The following is a 13,153-nucleotide window of genomic DNA, read 5'->3' on the forward strand; positions in this document are numbered from 1 at the left end:
GCGTTAGACTGTGTCATGACCTGCCTCCCTCAATAGTGGCTCTGCGTTTAGGTCCCTCCTCAACGTAACCCACGACGTTGAGGAGGGGCAGGTCAATCCATGATGTCTACGTCTGGAAGCGGGAAGTGAAATGAAAAAAACCCCACGCACCTCGCGGTCGTGGGGTTTCTTCCAGCTTCAGGCTTACAGCTTACCGCGCCGGCGAAGCCGGTCAGGCGTCGATGCGCTTGTACTTCATGCGGTGCGGGGTGTCGTCGCCGACGCGCTTCTTGTGGTCCGCCTCGTACTCGGTGTAGTTGCCCTCGAAGAACTCCACGTGGGACTCGCCCTCGAAGGCCAGGATGTGGGTAGCGATGCGGTCGAGGAACCAGCGGTCGTGGGAGATCACCAGGGCACAGCCGGGGAAGGCCAGCAGGGCCTCCTCCAGCGCCCGCAGGGTCTCGATGTCCAGGTCGTTGGAGGGTTCGTCGAGGAGCAGCACATTGGCGCCCTGCTTGAGGGTCTGGGCCAGCTGCAGGCGACCGCGCTCGCCGCCGGAGAGCTCGCTCAGGCGCTTCTGCTGGTCGTTGCCCTTGAAGTTGAAGCGGCCCACGTAGGCCCGCGAGGAGACCTCGTAGCCGTTGATGTTGAGGATGTCCTGGCCGTCGGAGACCGCCTCCCACACCGTCTGCTTGTCATCCAGGGCGTCGCGCAGCTGCTCGACGTGGGCGATCTTGACGGTTTCGCCGATCACCACCTCGCCGCCGTCGGGTTGCTCGGTGCCGGTGATCAGCTTGAACAGGGTCGACTTGCCCGCGCCGTTGCCGCCGACGATCCCCACAATGCCCCCCTTGGGGACGGTGAAGGTCAGGTCCTCGTAGAGCAGTTGGCCGTCGAAGGCCTTGGCCACATCGTGGAACTCGATGACCTTGTCGCCCAGGCGCGGACCGGGCGGAATGTAGATCTCGTTGGTCTCGTTGCGCTTCTGGAAGTCGCCGGACTGCATTTCCTCGAAGCGGTTGAGGCGCGCCTTGCTCTTGGCCTGGCGGCCCTTGGCGTTACTGCGCACCCACTCCAGCTCCTGCTTGATCGCCTTGTTCTTCGAGGCCTCCTGCTTGGCCTCCTTCTCCAGGCGTTTCTCCTTGGCCTCGAGCCAGCCCGAGTAGTTGCCCTCGAAAGGGATGCCCTGGCCGCGGTCGAGCTCGAGGATCCAACCGGCCACGTTGTCGAGGAAGTAGCGGTCGTGGGTGATCGCCACCACGGTGCCGCTGTAGTCGTGCAGGAAGCGTTCCAGCCAGGCTACGGACTCGGCATCCAGGTGGTTGGTGGGCTCGTCGAGCAGCAGCATGTCGGGGCTGGAGAGCAGCAGGCGGCACAGCGCCACACGGCGCCGCTCGCCGCCGGAGAGGTGGCCGACGCGGGCCTCCCAGGGCGGCAGGCGCAGGGCCTCGGCAGCCACTTCCAGCTTGCGGTCCAGGTTGTGGGCGTCGGAGGCCTCGATGATGTTCTCCAGGCGCGCCTGCTCGCTGGCCAGGGCATCGAAGTCGGCGTCCGGCTCGGCATAGGCCACGTAGACGGCGTCGAGTTTCTCCTGGGCCTCCTTGATCTCGCCCAGGGCCTCTTCCACGGTCTCGCGGACGTTCTTGTCGTCGTCGAGCGCCGGTTCCTGGGGCAGGTAGCCGACGTTGATACCCGGCATGGGGCGCGCCTCGCCCTCGAACTCGGTGTCGACGCCGGCCATGATGCGCAGCAGGGTCGACTTGCCCGCGCCATTGAGGCCCAGCACGCCGATCTTGGCGCCCGGGAAGAAGGACAGCGAGATGTCCTTGAGGATCTGCTTCTTGGGGGGCACGACCTTGCCCACCCGGTTCATGGTGTAGACGTATTGCGCCATGGAAAGCCACTTTGTTGGGGGGTTTCAGTGGCCACGATGATAGAGCCCGGGGCCGCCAAAGGCCAGCGTCCCCGGGCCGAGGGCAGGGGTTACTCTTCCTCTTCCTCGAGGGCCCAGTCGTCCTCGATGGCGCGGCGCAGGCGGCGCTCCTCGATGAGGGCCTCCACGCGTCGGCGGGCCCTCAGGGTATCGGCACGACTGCTGGGGCGGACGCGACCGTAGTCGTCATTGACCGCTTCCAGATAGTCCTGATCGTCATCGTCGGTGGTGTCGAGAAGGGGTTCATGGCTCATGCGACGTCCTCCCATGGCCCGGGGCCGAACGCTGCAAGGTCCGGCGGAGCATACGATCGCTTCCCGTCCCGGGTGCGGAACCTGAAGCGCCAGCAGGCAACGACCGTTGCCTGCTGGCTATATAGCTTCATGGAAGGCCGAGGACAAGCCCCCGGGGACTTTTTTCGCCGCCGCCTCTGCTCTCTCAGGTGAGGCCGTGTTCGGCCTTGAGCCGCTCGAGTTCCAGCTGGGCCTCGACGCGCTCGGTGACATCCTTCTGCACCCCGATGTAGTAGGTAAGGTGGTCGTCCTCGTCGTACATGGGGGTGATGGAGAGCTCGTTGTAGAACAGGGTGCCGTTCTTGCGATAGTTGCGCAGCACCTCGCGGCAGGGGCGACCCGCCTTCAGGGCCTTGCGGATGGCATCGAGCCCCGGCTGGTCGCAGTCATCGTTCTGCAGGAAGCGGCAGTCCTGGTAGAGGATCTCGTCGGCGCTATAGCCGGTGAGGCGCTCGAACCCCTGGTTGACGTAGATCAGGATGTTCTCGTCGCCCTCCTGCTCGGCAACCACGATGCCGTCCTCGGAGGCATCGATGATGCGTTCCAGCAGTTCCGGGCTGATCAGGGGGGATCGTTTCATGCAGGGGCTTCCTGTCGCGGTGCCCTTGGCGCATCGCAGGCGGCAAGGGGCGGGATATTGCCCTCATCATGGCCAGCCGGCGTCGGGATTTCAACGCGCCGGCGTGCCGGTGAGCCACTCGAAGAGGCGAGTCTGGCTGATCTCGGGGGCGGCCATCGGCACTCCCTGGCTGGTATCATGGGATCCCTCATTATTGCGACACTCGAGGTTCCATGTCACGTATCCGAATCCATTACTGTACCCAATGCCAGTGGTTGCTGCGCAGTGCGTGGTATGCTCAGGAACTGCTCTCCACCTTCGGCGAGGACCTGGAGGAGGTGGCCCTGGTGCCGTCCCATGGCGGCCATTTCGAGATCCTCTGCGACGAGGTATCGCTCTGGGAGCGCAAGCGCGACGGGGGCTTCCCCGACATCAAGGCCCTCAAGCAGGCGGTGCGCGACCGCCTCGACCCCGAGCGTGACTTGGGGCACCTCGATCGATGAGGAGTCGATCATGCGGCTGACCGATGAGCAGGTTTCCGTCATCCATGACACCGTGGCCGAATTGCTGGGTGAGGAGGCGCATGTCTACCTGTTCGGCTCAAGGGTCGATGACGGGCGTCGCGGTGGCGATATCGACCTCTATATCGAGGCCCCCGAGCTTGATGAACCCCGCACCCGGATTCAGGCGCGTCTGCAGCGAAGGCTCTGGGCGCGGTTGGGCCCCCGGCGCATCGATCTATTGATTCGCTCTGCCGATGAAACGCTGCGGCCGATTCATCGTGATGCCCTGGAACAAGGAATCAGGCTATGACCACGACCCCCAGGGCGATACTCGAAGAACAGCTCAAGGTGGCCGAACGAATGCACCACCACCTGCAGCGCTCCTGGGAGGCTATCCAGGACGACTTGCCGATGGAGGCTGCGCAAGTCAGTGAACTCGACGACGATGCCATCGATCGGATGGATCTGTTTCTTAGCCGCTTCGGCAAGCTGCAGGACTTCATGGCCGGCAAGCTGTTTCGCGCGCTATCTCGTGCCAGCCTCGAGGATACCGATCAGGATGTCTCCTTGCTGGATACCCTCAACCGGATGGAAAAATTCGGCGTGTTGCACACGATTGATGACTGGTTGGAAGTGCGGCTGTTACGCAATGCTTTTGCGCATGAATACCTGACCGATAGCCAGGCGATCGCCGAGAACATCAACCAGGCGGCGCGCCTTTACGATCTGTTGCCCCAAACCTTGCAGCGCTGTCATGAGTTCTATCGCCGGCATATCCTGCCAGAACGATCTGACGGTGGCCCATGAGCGGTGATCGCCAGGCGATGCTCTTCGGCCTGGGGGCGGTGGCGCTGTGGTCTACCGTGGCCACCGCCTTCAAGGTAGCGCTAGGCTACATGTCGCCGCTGGCGCTGATGTGGATCGCCTCGCTGGTCTCCTGGGCGCTGCTCGGCGTGCTGGTGGCGCGCCAGGGGCTGCTGGGCCAGGCGCTCAGGCGCGGCTGGCGCACCGCCGCCTGGGCGGGGCTGATGAATCCGGTGGCCTACTACCTGGTGCTGTTTGGCGCCTACGACCGCCTGCCCGGCCAGGAGGCCATGGCGCTCAACTACACCTGGGCGCTGGCGATGGCCTTCCTGGCGGTGCCGATCCTCGGCCAGCGGCTGACCCGCATCGACGTACTGGCGGGGCTGATCGCCTACGGCGGTGTGTGGGTGATTGCCACCCGGGGGGCGGTGTTCGACGTGGCCTTCGCCGACCCGCTTGGCGTCGGTATGGCGCTCGCCTCGACGCTGCTCTGGGCGCTCTACTGGCTGCTCAATGCCCGCGACCATCGCCCGCCGCTGGTGGCCCAGTGGCAGAACTTCAGCGTCGGCGTGCCGGTGCTGACGGTACTCTTGCTGGTCGGCCCGGGCCTGCAATGGCACGGCTGGAAGGCGCTGGGGGCCGGCATCTATGTGGGGCTGTTCGAAATGGGCATCGCCTTCGTGCTCTGGCAGCTGGCCGTTCACCGGGTCTCGCGGACGGCGAAGGTCTCCAACCTGATCTTCCTCTCGCCGCCGGTGTCGCTGCTGCTGCTGTACCTGGTGGTCGGCGAGCCGATCCTCGCCTCCACCCTGGTGGGCCTGGTGCTGATCCTCGGCGGCCTCGCGCTGCAGCAGTGGCAGAAGACGCCCGCGCCGGTGGCTCAGGCGAGCAGCTGATATTCGAAGAGCAATTGCTTGAAGTCCTGGCGCTGATGCGCGAACAGGTAGACGGAGACCTCCCCCTGCTCGGGCCAGACGCGGTAGATGACCCTGTAGCCGTCAATCAGCAACTCGCGGTAATGGCGGATGCCGAGCTCGAGGGCGAGCCGGCACACCGGATAGGTGTCGGGTCTTTCGCTGAGACGCTGTGCGGCGGTAGCGACGAGTTTGCGGGTATAGGCGTGAGCCTCGGCAGGATTCCACTCGAGCTGGTCTATCAGGAAATGTCGGCAATGGCGCAGAGACACGAGGGCGGAATCTTCCTGACCGACGGAAAACCGTTGGTTCACAGCGGCTCACCCAACTCCCTGGCCTCATCCTCTTCCAACCGAGCCATGAACTCCTCGGTGCTCATGGTCTTGCCCTCTTCCCGGCTCTTTTCGCCCAGACTCAGCAGCTTGAGCAGGGCGATGGCCTGCTCGCGACGCTCGTGGGCGGCGTAGGACTCGACCACATAGGTCGGCTTGCCCTTCTGGGTGATTACCAGCGGCTCCTGAACATCCAGGGTCGCTGCATTCTGTTTCAGGTAGCTGATGGTTTCGGTACGCATGACAGGCTCCGGAACAAGGCGTGAAAGGGCGGTAAGCCCGATAGGTCGTAGGCGCATAGGACGGGTAGGCCGCAACGGACTCGAGCTGCTTCGCTTGCCCGGTGCGCTGGCGCTTACCGGGCCTACGGGCCGGGAGACGCGCTTTCGGCCCAAGTTTAGTCCACGAATGGTCCGGCTACGAGTCTCCGGCCAGTTTCATGCCGTTCTCCTCCAGCAGCGGCGCGAGCTTGGGCCAGACGTTCTCCAGGATCCGCGGCTGGGCGGCCGCGGTGGGGTGGATGCCGTCGGCCTGCATCAGGCCGTCCTCCAGTACCACGCCCTCGAGCAGGAAGGGCACCAGCGGCAGCTCGAACTCGTCTGCCAGCCGCGTGTAGACCGCGGTGAAGGCGTCGCGGTAGGCCCGGCCGTAGTTGGGCGGGATGTCGATGCCGAGCAGCAGCACCTCGGCACCTGAGGCCCGGCTGGCCTCGACCATGGCGGCCATGTTGGCCTCGAACTGGCTCGGCGGCAGGCCGCGCAGGCCGTCGTTGCCGCCGAGCTCCAGCACAACGATATCGGGCTCGTGCTGTCCGAGAAGGTCGGGCAGGCGGGCGGCGGCACCGCTGGAGGTCTCGCCGCTGATGCTGGCGTTGACTACTTGCGCCTTCCCGTCCAGGCGCGCCTGCAGCAGACTGACCCAGCCGGCCTGCTGCTCGATGCCGTAGGCGGCGCTCAGGCTGTCGCCCATCACCAGCAGCACGGGTCTCTCCGCCGCCTGTGCCGCGCCGCCGGCCAGCGGCAGCGTCAACCCGAGTATCGAAAACCCGAGTACTGTGGACCAGAGTACCGAAAACCAGCGTGGCGTGAGCCAGCGCCTCGCGAGCCGGCGTGGTGCATGCCGGCCCAACGCACCTACAGGGAAGCCCTTCGCCATGTCCATCTCCTCTCGAACGGATGCCTCGCCGATTCTACACGTCGATCACCTCGCCAAGCAGGTCGAGAGCGGCGAGCGGCGGCTGAGCATTCTGAGTGACCTGTCGCTGACAGTGTTCCCCGGGGAGAGCGTGGCGATCCTCGGCCAGAGCGGCGCCGGCAAGTCGACCCTGCTGGGGCTGCTGGCCGGCCTGGACACGCCCAGTGGCGGCGAGCTGTCACTGTTCGGCCAGTCGTTGCGCGCCCTCGACGAGGATGGCCGGGCCTCCCTGCGGGCGGGGCGGGTGGGGTTCGTGTTCCAGAACTTCCAGCTGCTGCCCACCCTGACGGCCCTGGAAAACGTGTTGCTGCCGCTGGAGCTGTCGCCGAGCCCCGGGGCCGAGGCCCGGGCCCGCGACTGGCTGACCCGCGTCGGTCTAGGTGAGCGCCTGGATCACCTCCCCAAGCAGCTCTCCGGTGGCGAGCAGCAGCGCGTGGCCCTGGCCCGGGCCTTCGTTACCGGCGCCGAGCTGGTGTTCGCCGACGAGCCCACCGGCAACCTGGACCCGGTCACCGGCGAGCGCATCATCGAGGCGCTGTTCTCCCTCAACCGCGAGGCCGGCACCACCCTGGTGCTGGTGACCCATGACCATGCCCTGGCACGGCGCTGCGATCGCTGCCTGCGCCTGGCGGGCGGCCGGCTGGTCGAAATGGCGCGCGACGAGGTAATAGCATGAGCCGAACCAGCTGGCCGGCCCTGCTGCGCCTTTCCGCCAGAAGCCTGATCCGTGACCTGCGCTCCGCCGACGTGCGAGCCCTGGCATTGGCGCTGGCGCTGGCCGTGGCCGCCTCCACCATGATCGGCTTCTTCCTCGACCGCCTCGACCGCGGCCTGACCCGCCAAGCGGGCCAGCTCTCGGGCGGCGACGTGGTGCTGGAGCAGGGCCGGCCCTTCGACGAGGCGGTCCGCCGGGCCCTCGAAGACGCCGGCCTGACGCTCTCCGACCAGGTCGACATGGTCTCCATGATCAGCCGCGGTGACCGCTTCCAGCCGGCCAGCCTCAAGGTGGTCGATAGCGTCTATCCGCACTACGGCACGGCCCGGGTGGACCGCGGCGACGGCATCGAGTCGCTGGCCCATGGCCCACCGCCGGGTGAGGCCTGGGTGGCACCGCGGCTTGCCCTGCTGATGGAACTCGAGGTGGGCGACCGGATTCGCCTGGGCGAGACCGAACTCGAGGTCGGCGGCGTGATCGAGCGCGAGCCCGACCAGTCGGCGGGCTTCGGCAGCTTCAACCCGCGGCTGATGATGCATCTCGACGACCTGGACGCCACCGGCCTGGTCCAGGAGGGTTCGCGGGTGGAGTTCGAGCTGCTGGCCGCCGGCAGCGCCGAGGCGGTGGCCCGCATCGAGCCGCTGCTGCAGCGGCTGCGCCGCGAGGGGGTGGAGGTGCGCGACGTGCGCCGTGATCGCCCCCAGCTGGGCAACGCCCTGGCGCGGGCCGAGAAGTATCTCGGCCTGGCGGGGCTCGCCGCCGTGCTGCTGGCCGGGGTGGCCGTGGCCATGTCGACCCGGCGCTACGTCGAACGCCACCTGGATACCGCAGCGCTGCTGCGCTGCTTCGGCGCCACCCAGCGCGAACTGCTGCGGCTGTTCGCGCTGCAGCTGCTGTGGCTGGCGCTGGCAGCCTCCGCGCTGGGGGCCCTGCTGGGACTGGCCGGGCAGGCGCTGCTGGTCGCGCTGCTCGCGACCTTCCTGCCGTTCAGCCTGCCGGCGCCCGGCCTGCTGCCGCTGTGGCTTGGGGTGTTCACCGCTCTGGCGGTGCTGGCGGGCTTCGCCGGGCCGACCCTGCTGCGCCTCAAGCGGGTCAGTGCCCTCAAGGTGCTGCGCCGCGAGCTGGACCCGCTGCCGCCCTCGGCCTGGCTGGTGGTCAGCGTGGCGGCGCTGGTCTTCGGCGGGTTGCTGTGGCTCTACTCCGGCGACCCGGGGCTCGCCGCTGGCCTGCTGCTGGGCGGGCTGGTGATGCTGGTGGTGCTCTGGGGGCTCGGCGGGGCGCTGCTGAGCCTGGTGCTGCGGGGTACCTCCCGGCTGCCGCGCGGCCGCGGCCCGGCGGATGGCCTGGTCACGGCCGTGCGGCTGGGCGGCCAGCAGCTGGCGCGGCGCCGCCAGGCGAGCCTCGGCCAGCTGCTGGCCTTCTCGGTGACCTTCTTCGCCGTGGCCATGATCGCCCTGGTGCGCGGCGACCTGCTCACCACCTGGCAGGCCCAGCTGCCAGCGGATACCCCCAACCACTTCGCCATCAATATCCAACCCCAGCAGCGGGACGCCTTCGCCTCGGCCCTGGCCGGGGCCACGGATGCCCGCAGCGCCCTCTATCCGATGGTCCGCGGGCGCCTCACCGCCATCAACGGCCAGCCGGCACGCGAGGCCGTGCCCGCCGAGTCGCGAGGCGACAATGCCCTGCGTCGTGAACTCAACCTGACCTGGCGCGAGACCCTGCCCGAGGGCAACCGGGTGGTGGCGGGGGAGTGGTTCGCCGACGGCCAGCCCGGCGACGAGGAGGGCGGCTGGATGGATGAGGTAGCCGCCGAGCCGCGCCCCACGGCCCGCGAGGCGGCGGTGCCGATCTCCGTGGAGGACGGCCTGGCCGAGCGCCTGGGCCTCGCCCTGGGCGATCGCCTGACCTTCACCATCGGCAGCGACGAGGTCACCGGCGAGGTGGAAAGCCTGCGCAGCCTCGACTGGGAGAGCTTCCGGCCCAACTTCTTCGTGATCTTCCCGCCGGGAACCCTGGAGCGCTTCGGCCACAGCTACATCACCGCCTTCCATCTCGGCGACGACGACCGCGACCTGCTGCGCCGCCTGGTGCGGGAGTTTCCGGGGGTCACCCTGCTCGACGTGGAGGCCATCCTCGGCCAGGTGCGCGAGGTGCTGACCCAGGTCACCCGGGCGGTGGAGCTGGTGCTGGGCTTCGTGCTGCTGGCCGGCATCAGCGTGCTCTATGCGGCGCTGACCGCCAGCCTGCCGGTGCGAGCCCACGAGAGCGGCCTGCTGCGGGTGTTCGGGGCCGGTAATCGGCTGCTCTCGCGGATGCAGGCGGCGGAGTTCGCTGTGCTCGGCTTCGCCAGCGGCCTGATGGGCGCGCTGCTGGTGGAGCTCGCCGCCGCCGGGATCTATCTCGCCTGGTTCGATCTGGCGCCGCGCTTCCACGGGCTGCTGTGGCTAATCCTGCCGCCGGCCGGTGCCCTGCTGATCGGCATTATCGGCCACCTGCTTTCCCGAGGCCTGCGCCGCCGGGCCCCGGCGGCCAGCCTCGGCCTACTGGGCGAGACCTGAGAGGTCAAGTATGAAGACCGATACCCTGCGCGCCCGCCTGCTGGAGGCCCAGCTCGACCTCGCCCATCGCCGGGAGCGGGCGGTGATGCTGCTGCTCACCGGCCATGCCGTCACCCACAAGGGACGGCTGGTCAACGAGCTCAACCACTGGCTGGAGAACCGCCACACCGAGGTGCATGCCCTGGGACCCAGCAGCGAGGAACGCGAGCGCCCCTACTGGTGGCGCTTCTGGCGACGGATTCCCGATCGCGGGCGTATCGGCATCTTCATCCATGGCTGGTACGGCGACGCGCTCTTTGACCGGACCGAACGGCGCCTCTCGCCGGGCGCCTTCCGTGACAGGCTAGCGGAGATTCGCGCCTTCGAGGCTGAACTGGCCGCCGAGGGAGTGGTCCTGCTCAAGCTGTGGATGGATATCGGTCGTCGTGAGCAGCGTCGCCACCTGCAGGCCCTGCAGCAGGACCCGGTCCGTGCCTGGCAGCTGAATACCACCGACTGGCAGCGCCATCTTCAGCATGCCGTGATCGGTGCCCTGGGGCGCGAGATGCGCGACGCCACTGCGTCCGACCACGCGCCCTGGCGGCGGCTTGCCTTCCGCGACCCCGCCCCGCAGCTCCAGCGGGTGGGAGCCCTGCTGCATGGGGCCCTGGTCGCGCCGCCCGTGGCGCCCTCCGGCGTGCCGGAGGTGGCGACCGGTGACGCGCCGCCGGCCCCCTCGATACGCCGTGCCGAGCCCCGAGGGGAGGCGCCGATGAAGAAGGCGAACTATGCCGAACGGCTCGCCGAGGCCCAGGGGCGCCTGGCCATCAACGCCCGGGAGGCAGCCCGACGGCGCATCCCGGTGGTGCTGGCCTTTGAAGGGCTCGACGCGGCGGGAAAGGGCGGCGGTATCCATCGCGTCACCGCGGCACTGGATGCCCGCCAGTACCGGGTCCATCGCATCGCCGCGCCCAGCGACGAGGAGCTGGCGCTGCCCTGGGCCTGGCGCTTCTGGCGTCGCCTGCCGGCCGACGGGCGCATCGCCATCTTCGATCGCAGCTGGTACGGCAGGGTGCTGGTGGAACGGGTCGAGGGGTTGGCCCCCGAGGCGGCCTGGCAGCGCGCCTATGCGGAGATCCGCGAGTTTGAGCGCCAGCTGCTGGCCCATGGCGCCGTGCTCGGCAAGCTGTTCCTGGCCATCAGCCAGGAGGAGCAGCTGCGCCGCTTCGAGGCCCGCGCCGCCACGCCTCACAAGCGCCACAAGCTCACCGCCGAGGACTGGCGTAACCGCGAGCACTGGGAGGACTACGAGCGGGCCATCGACGAGATGTTCGCCCGCACCCAGGCGCCGGGCGCCGAGTGGGCGCTGATCGCCTGCGATGACAAGCGCCGGGCGCGTCTCGCCGTGTTCAAGGAGGTCAATCGCCGACTGGAGATGCGCCTGGCCTCGCCGCACTGAGCCTGGCCCACCGTGAGGCGATGACGTTAGACTGCTGACCAGTTCCCGCCACACCCACACCGGAGGTGCGCCCATGCGCCCGATGCCCTGGCAGGCTGCTCTTGCCGCCCTGACGCTGTCCATATCCCTGCCGGCACTTGCCGAGCCCGGCCCGGCCGAGCGCCTGGAGGCCGACCTCCGGGCACTGTTTGCCGCCGAGGGGAGCCTCGAGATCGGCGAGGTCTCGGAAGCGCTGATCCGCGACCGAGTCACCGCCCGCGCGCTCCATTTCGTCGGCCCCGAAGGGCAGCAGCTGTGGCTCGACCGCTACGTGGTCAGCGGCGACTACGACAGCCCCGACGAGGTGCGCATCGAGGGTGTCCGCCTGGAGATCCCCGGCCGCGAAAAGGCGCAGCTGAGCGCCGGGACGCTGGTCCTCGATGACCCCACCCGAGCGGTGCTGCCCCTCCACGAGGAGAGCTGGCCGGAAGGCCTGCGGATCGCCGGGCTCGAGGTCGAGGCGCTGGCCGCCGAGTTCGCCGGCCAGGATCTGGGGGAGGAGTTCGGCGAAGGGCATGGGCGGCTCAGCGTCGAGCGCCTGCAGGCCACGGGCCTGTCACGCGAGGCCATCGACAGCCTGGAGCTCAGCGGGCTCGAGGGGCAGGCCGAGGGGGATGGAGAGCTCGGCAGCGGCACCTTCTCCCTGGCCTTCGCCCGCATGGAGGGGCTGCGCGGCCTGCAGGGCGGGGAGGACGAGCATGAACTCGATCGCCTCGAGCTGCGCGACCTGGCGATCGATTCCGACCGGCTGGTGGCGACCCTGGCGGGGCTCGAAGTCGATGGCGACCTGCAGGACGGCGAGGGCGGTGTGCGCCTCGAGGCGCTGGAGCTCGACCTGGCCCGCATGATCGCCCTGGCTCCCCAGGAGGAGCGCACGCAACTGCGCATGGCCAGCAACGTGCTTACCGGGGGCAGCGGAATGCTGCGCCTCGATGCGGTCTCCACCGGGCGCTGGGAGGCGGAAGGTGACGCCACCCGGCTGCTCGGGGAGGTGGACGTCACCGCCGAGGAGGCCTTTGGCTGGGTGCTGGATATCGACCTGCCGGTGCGCCTGCCCGAGGGCGTGGAGCCGGCCACCTACCTGGCCGAGATGGAGAGCCTGGAAGGCGTCACCCTGCTGGGCGGGCGGGTCGATGCGACCCTCTCGGACCTGGGGCTCTTCGGCCGCCTGCCGGCGGTCATGGCGGCTAGCCAGGGCATCAGCGAGGCGGTCTTCCTGGAGCAGGCGCGGACCCAGGCCCGGGGCTTCGGCATGATGCTCGGCCCCGAGGTCGAGGCCATCTTCACCGGCCTGGTGGCGATGATGGCGGGCGAGGCACGCGAGCTCTCCCTCCAGCTGACCCTGCCCGCCGACAGCGAGCTGGAGGCCCTATCTGCCGATCCCCTGGCACTGCCCGAGCGGCTCGAGATGCGGGTGGAAACGCGCTGAGCGACGAGTCGGCTCTGCGCCAGGGAAGGTGCGTGTGAAGTCAGGCCCGATAAGCCGGAGGCGCATCGGGCGAAGCGGCCAGCACAGCCTCGTGGATCCGCCCGGTGCGCTGTCGCTTACCGGCCCTACGGTCGGGCACGGCTCTCAGGGGTGGTAGGCCCGATAAGCCGGAGGCGCATCGGGCGAAGCGGCTAGCACAGCCTCGTGGCCGCCCGGTGCGCTGTCGCTTACCGGGCCTACGGTCGGCATGGTTCGTCGGGTATCGGTAGGCCCGATAAGCCGGAGGCGCCTCGGGCGAGGAGGCCGCGTCAGTCCCGCGGGTCCGCCCGGTGCGCTGTCGCTTACCGGCCCTGGTATGGATTGACCCGTCAAGGGCTCGGTTGTCTCTATTTACATATGGTTGTCCTCAATGCCGACGGGTCAGGGAGCGAGGGGCTATCAGCGACGGTGGATCTCTCTG

Annotated in this window: 15 protein-coding genes; 8 read left to right on the top strand and 7 right to left on the bottom strand. The window is 68.4% G+C overall.

All coding sequences use genetic code 11. The features are described 5' to 3' along the window. Positions 1–211: 211 nt before the first annotated feature. The 4 genes from ettA to OP498_RS17720 all read right to left on the bottom strand — a co-directional run bounded on the left by ettA (position 212) and on the right by OP498_RS17720 (position 3,004). Complete coding sequence (gene ettA / locus OP498_RS17705) at positions 212–1,873, bottom strand: energy-dependent translational throttle protein EttA (protein ID WP_280547879.1); 1,662 nt, start codon at positions 1,871–1,873, stop codon at positions 212–214. 89 nt (positions 1,874–1,962) lie between these two features. Further along, positions 1,963–2,166 (bottom strand): hypothetical protein, encoded by a 204-nt coding sequence (locus OP498_RS17710; protein ID WP_280547878.1) that lies wholly within the window; start codon positions 2,164–2,166, stop codon positions 1,963–1,965. Positions 2,167–2,350: 184 nt separating this feature from the next. Further along, the gene (locus OP498_RS17715; RefSeq protein ID WP_280554655.1) at positions 2,351–2,785 is read right to left on the bottom strand and encodes a PAS domain-containing protein; all 435 of its coding nucleotides are present in this window, start codon (positions 2,783–2,785) and stop codon (positions 2,351–2,353) included. A gap of 90 nt (positions 2,786–2,875) precedes the next feature. After that, positions 2,876–3,004 carry a hypothetical protein gene (locus OP498_RS17720; RefSeq protein ID WP_280550583.1) on the bottom strand — a complete coding sequence of 43 codons (129 nt, stop codon included), beginning with the start codon at positions 3,002–3,004 and terminating at the stop codon, positions 2,876–2,878. Here OP498_RS17720 and OP498_RS17725 point away from each other — a divergent pair. Genes OP498_RS17725 through OP498_RS17740 form a run of 4 tightly spaced genes read left to right on the top strand, consistent with a single transcriptional unit; the run spans position 2,998 to position 4,967 of the window. Next, positions 2,998–3,267 carry a SelT/SelW/SelH family protein gene (locus OP498_RS17725; protein WP_280550585.1) on the top strand — a complete coding sequence of 90 codons (270 nt, stop codon included), beginning with the start codon at positions 2,998–3,000 and terminating at the stop codon, positions 3,265–3,267. The two genes, OP498_RS17720 and OP498_RS17725, sit on opposite strands and share 7 nt — an antisense overlap. Before the next feature lie 10 nt (positions 3,268–3,277). Then, positions 3,278–3,577, top strand: a complete 300-nt coding sequence (locus OP498_RS17730) for a nucleotidyltransferase domain-containing protein (RefSeq protein WP_280550587.1) — start codon at positions 3,278–3,280, stop codon at positions 3,575–3,577. Beyond that, positions 3,574–4,074 (top strand): hypothetical protein, encoded by a 501-nt coding sequence (locus tag OP498_RS17735; RefSeq protein ID WP_280550588.1) that lies wholly within the window; start codon positions 3,574–3,576, stop codon positions 4,072–4,074. Before OP498_RS17730 ends, OP498_RS17735 begins: the two co-directional genes overlap by 4 nt. Further along, positions 4,071–4,967 (top strand): DMT family transporter, encoded by an 897-nt coding sequence (locus tag OP498_RS17740; RefSeq protein WP_280550590.1) that lies wholly within the window; start codon positions 4,071–4,073, stop codon positions 4,965–4,967. The genes OP498_RS17735 and OP498_RS17740 overlap by 4 nt, the downstream gene beginning before the upstream one ends. Here OP498_RS17740 and OP498_RS17745 read toward each other — a convergent pair. The 3 genes from OP498_RS17745 to OP498_RS17755 all read right to left on the bottom strand — a co-directional run bounded on the left by OP498_RS17745 (position 4,952) and on the right by OP498_RS17755 (position 6,286). Then, positions 4,952–5,257: a type II toxin-antitoxin system RelE/ParE family toxin gene (locus OP498_RS17745; RefSeq protein ID WP_280550592.1), complete on the bottom strand. Its 306-nt coding sequence runs from the start codon at positions 5,255–5,257 to the stop codon at positions 4,952–4,954. The genes OP498_RS17740 and OP498_RS17745 overlap by 16 nt on opposite strands. A 38-nt stretch (positions 5,258–5,295) precedes the next feature. Then, complete coding sequence (locus OP498_RS17750; protein WP_280550594.1) at positions 5,296–5,559, bottom strand: type II toxin-antitoxin system Phd/YefM family antitoxin; 264 nt, start codon at positions 5,557–5,559, stop codon at positions 5,296–5,298. A gap of 175 nt (positions 5,560–5,734) precedes the next feature. After that, positions 5,735–6,286, bottom strand: coding sequence for an arylesterase (locus tag OP498_RS17755; protein ID WP_280550608.1), 552 nt, complete (start codon positions 6,284–6,286; stop codon positions 5,735–5,737). A gap of 184 nt (positions 6,287–6,470) precedes the next feature. Here OP498_RS17755 and OP498_RS17760 point away from each other — a divergent pair, with 184 nt between their 5' ends. The 4 genes from OP498_RS17760 to OP498_RS17775 all read left to right on the top strand — a co-directional run bounded on the left by OP498_RS17760 (position 6,471) and on the right by OP498_RS17775 (position 12,693). Then, positions 6,471–7,187 carry an ABC transporter ATP-binding protein gene (locus tag OP498_RS17760; protein ID WP_280550595.1) on the top strand — a complete coding sequence of 239 codons (717 nt, stop codon included), beginning with the start codon at positions 6,471–6,473 and terminating at the stop codon, positions 7,185–7,187. After that, on the top strand, positions 7,184–9,787 hold the full coding sequence (locus OP498_RS17765; protein ID WP_280550597.1) for an FtsX-like permease family protein: 2,604 nt from the start codon (positions 7,184–7,186) through the stop codon (positions 9,785–9,787). The genes OP498_RS17760 and OP498_RS17765 overlap by 4 nt, the downstream gene beginning before the upstream one ends. Positions 9,788–9,797: 10 nt before the next feature. Next, positions 9,798–11,225 carry a polyphosphate kinase gene (locus OP498_RS17770; protein WP_280554657.1) on the top strand — a complete coding sequence of 476 codons (1,428 nt, stop codon included), beginning with the start codon at positions 9,798–9,800 and terminating at the stop codon, positions 11,223–11,225. A gap of 73 nt (positions 11,226–11,298) precedes the next feature. Further along, a complete protein-coding gene (locus OP498_RS17775; protein WP_280554658.1) occupies positions 11,299–12,693 on the top strand; it encodes a hypothetical protein in 1,395 nt (464 codons plus the stop codon). Positions 12,694–13,153 lie beyond the last annotated feature (460 nt).

This window comes from Halomonas sp. 25-S5 (assembly GCF_029889845.1).
Taxonomy (GTDB): domain Bacteria; phylum Pseudomonadota; class Gammaproteobacteria; order Pseudomonadales; family Halomonadaceae; genus Halomonas.

What these genes read in the sequence shown, in the direction of transcription:
- ettA (WP_280547879.1), bottom strand. Translation starts at nt 1,873, where the DNA reads ATGGCGCAATACGTCTACACCATGAACCGGGTGGGCAAGGTCGTGCCC.
- OP498_RS17710 (WP_280547878.1), bottom strand. Translation starts at nt 2,166, where the DNA reads ATGAGCCATGAACCCCTTCTCGACACCACCGACGATGACGATCAGGAC.
- OP498_RS17715 (WP_280554655.1), bottom strand. Translation starts at nt 2,785, where the DNA reads ATGAAACGATCCCCCCTGATCAGCCCGGAACTGCTGGAACGCATCATC.
- OP498_RS17725 (WP_280550585.1), top strand. Translation starts at nt 2,998, where the DNA reads ATGTCACGTATCCGAATCCATTACTGTACCCAATGCCAGTGGTTGCTG.
- OP498_RS17730 (WP_280550587.1), top strand. Translation starts at nt 3,278, where the DNA reads ATGCGGCTGACCGATGAGCAGGTTTCCGTCATCCATGACACCGTGGCC.
- OP498_RS17735 (WP_280550588.1), top strand. Translation starts at nt 3,574, where the DNA reads ATGACCACGACCCCCAGGGCGATACTCGAAGAACAGCTCAAGGTGGCC.
- OP498_RS17740 (WP_280550590.1), top strand. Translation starts at nt 4,071, where the DNA reads ATGAGCGGTGATCGCCAGGCGATGCTCTTCGGCCTGGGGGCGGTGGCG.
- OP498_RS17750 (WP_280550594.1), bottom strand. Translation starts at nt 5,559, where the DNA reads ATGCGTACCGAAACCATCAGCTACCTGAAACAGAATGCAGCGACCCTG.
- OP498_RS17755 (WP_280550608.1), bottom strand. Translation starts at nt 6,286, where the DNA reads ATGGGCGACAGCCTGAGCGCCGCCTACGGCATCGAGCAGCAGGCCGGC.
- OP498_RS17760 (WP_280550595.1), top strand. Translation starts at nt 6,471, where the DNA reads ATGTCCATCTCCTCTCGAACGGATGCCTCGCCGATTCTACACGTCGAT.
- OP498_RS17765 (WP_280550597.1), top strand. Translation starts at nt 7,184, where the DNA reads ATGAGCCGAACCAGCTGGCCGGCCCTGCTGCGCCTTTCCGCCAGAAGC.
- OP498_RS17770 (WP_280554657.1), top strand. Translation starts at nt 9,798, where the DNA reads ATGAAGACCGATACCCTGCGCGCCCGCCTGCTGGAGGCCCAGCTCGAC.
- OP498_RS17775 (WP_280554658.1), top strand. Translation starts at nt 11,299, where the DNA reads ATGCGCCCGATGCCCTGGCAGGCTGCTCTTGCCGCCCTGACGCTGTCC.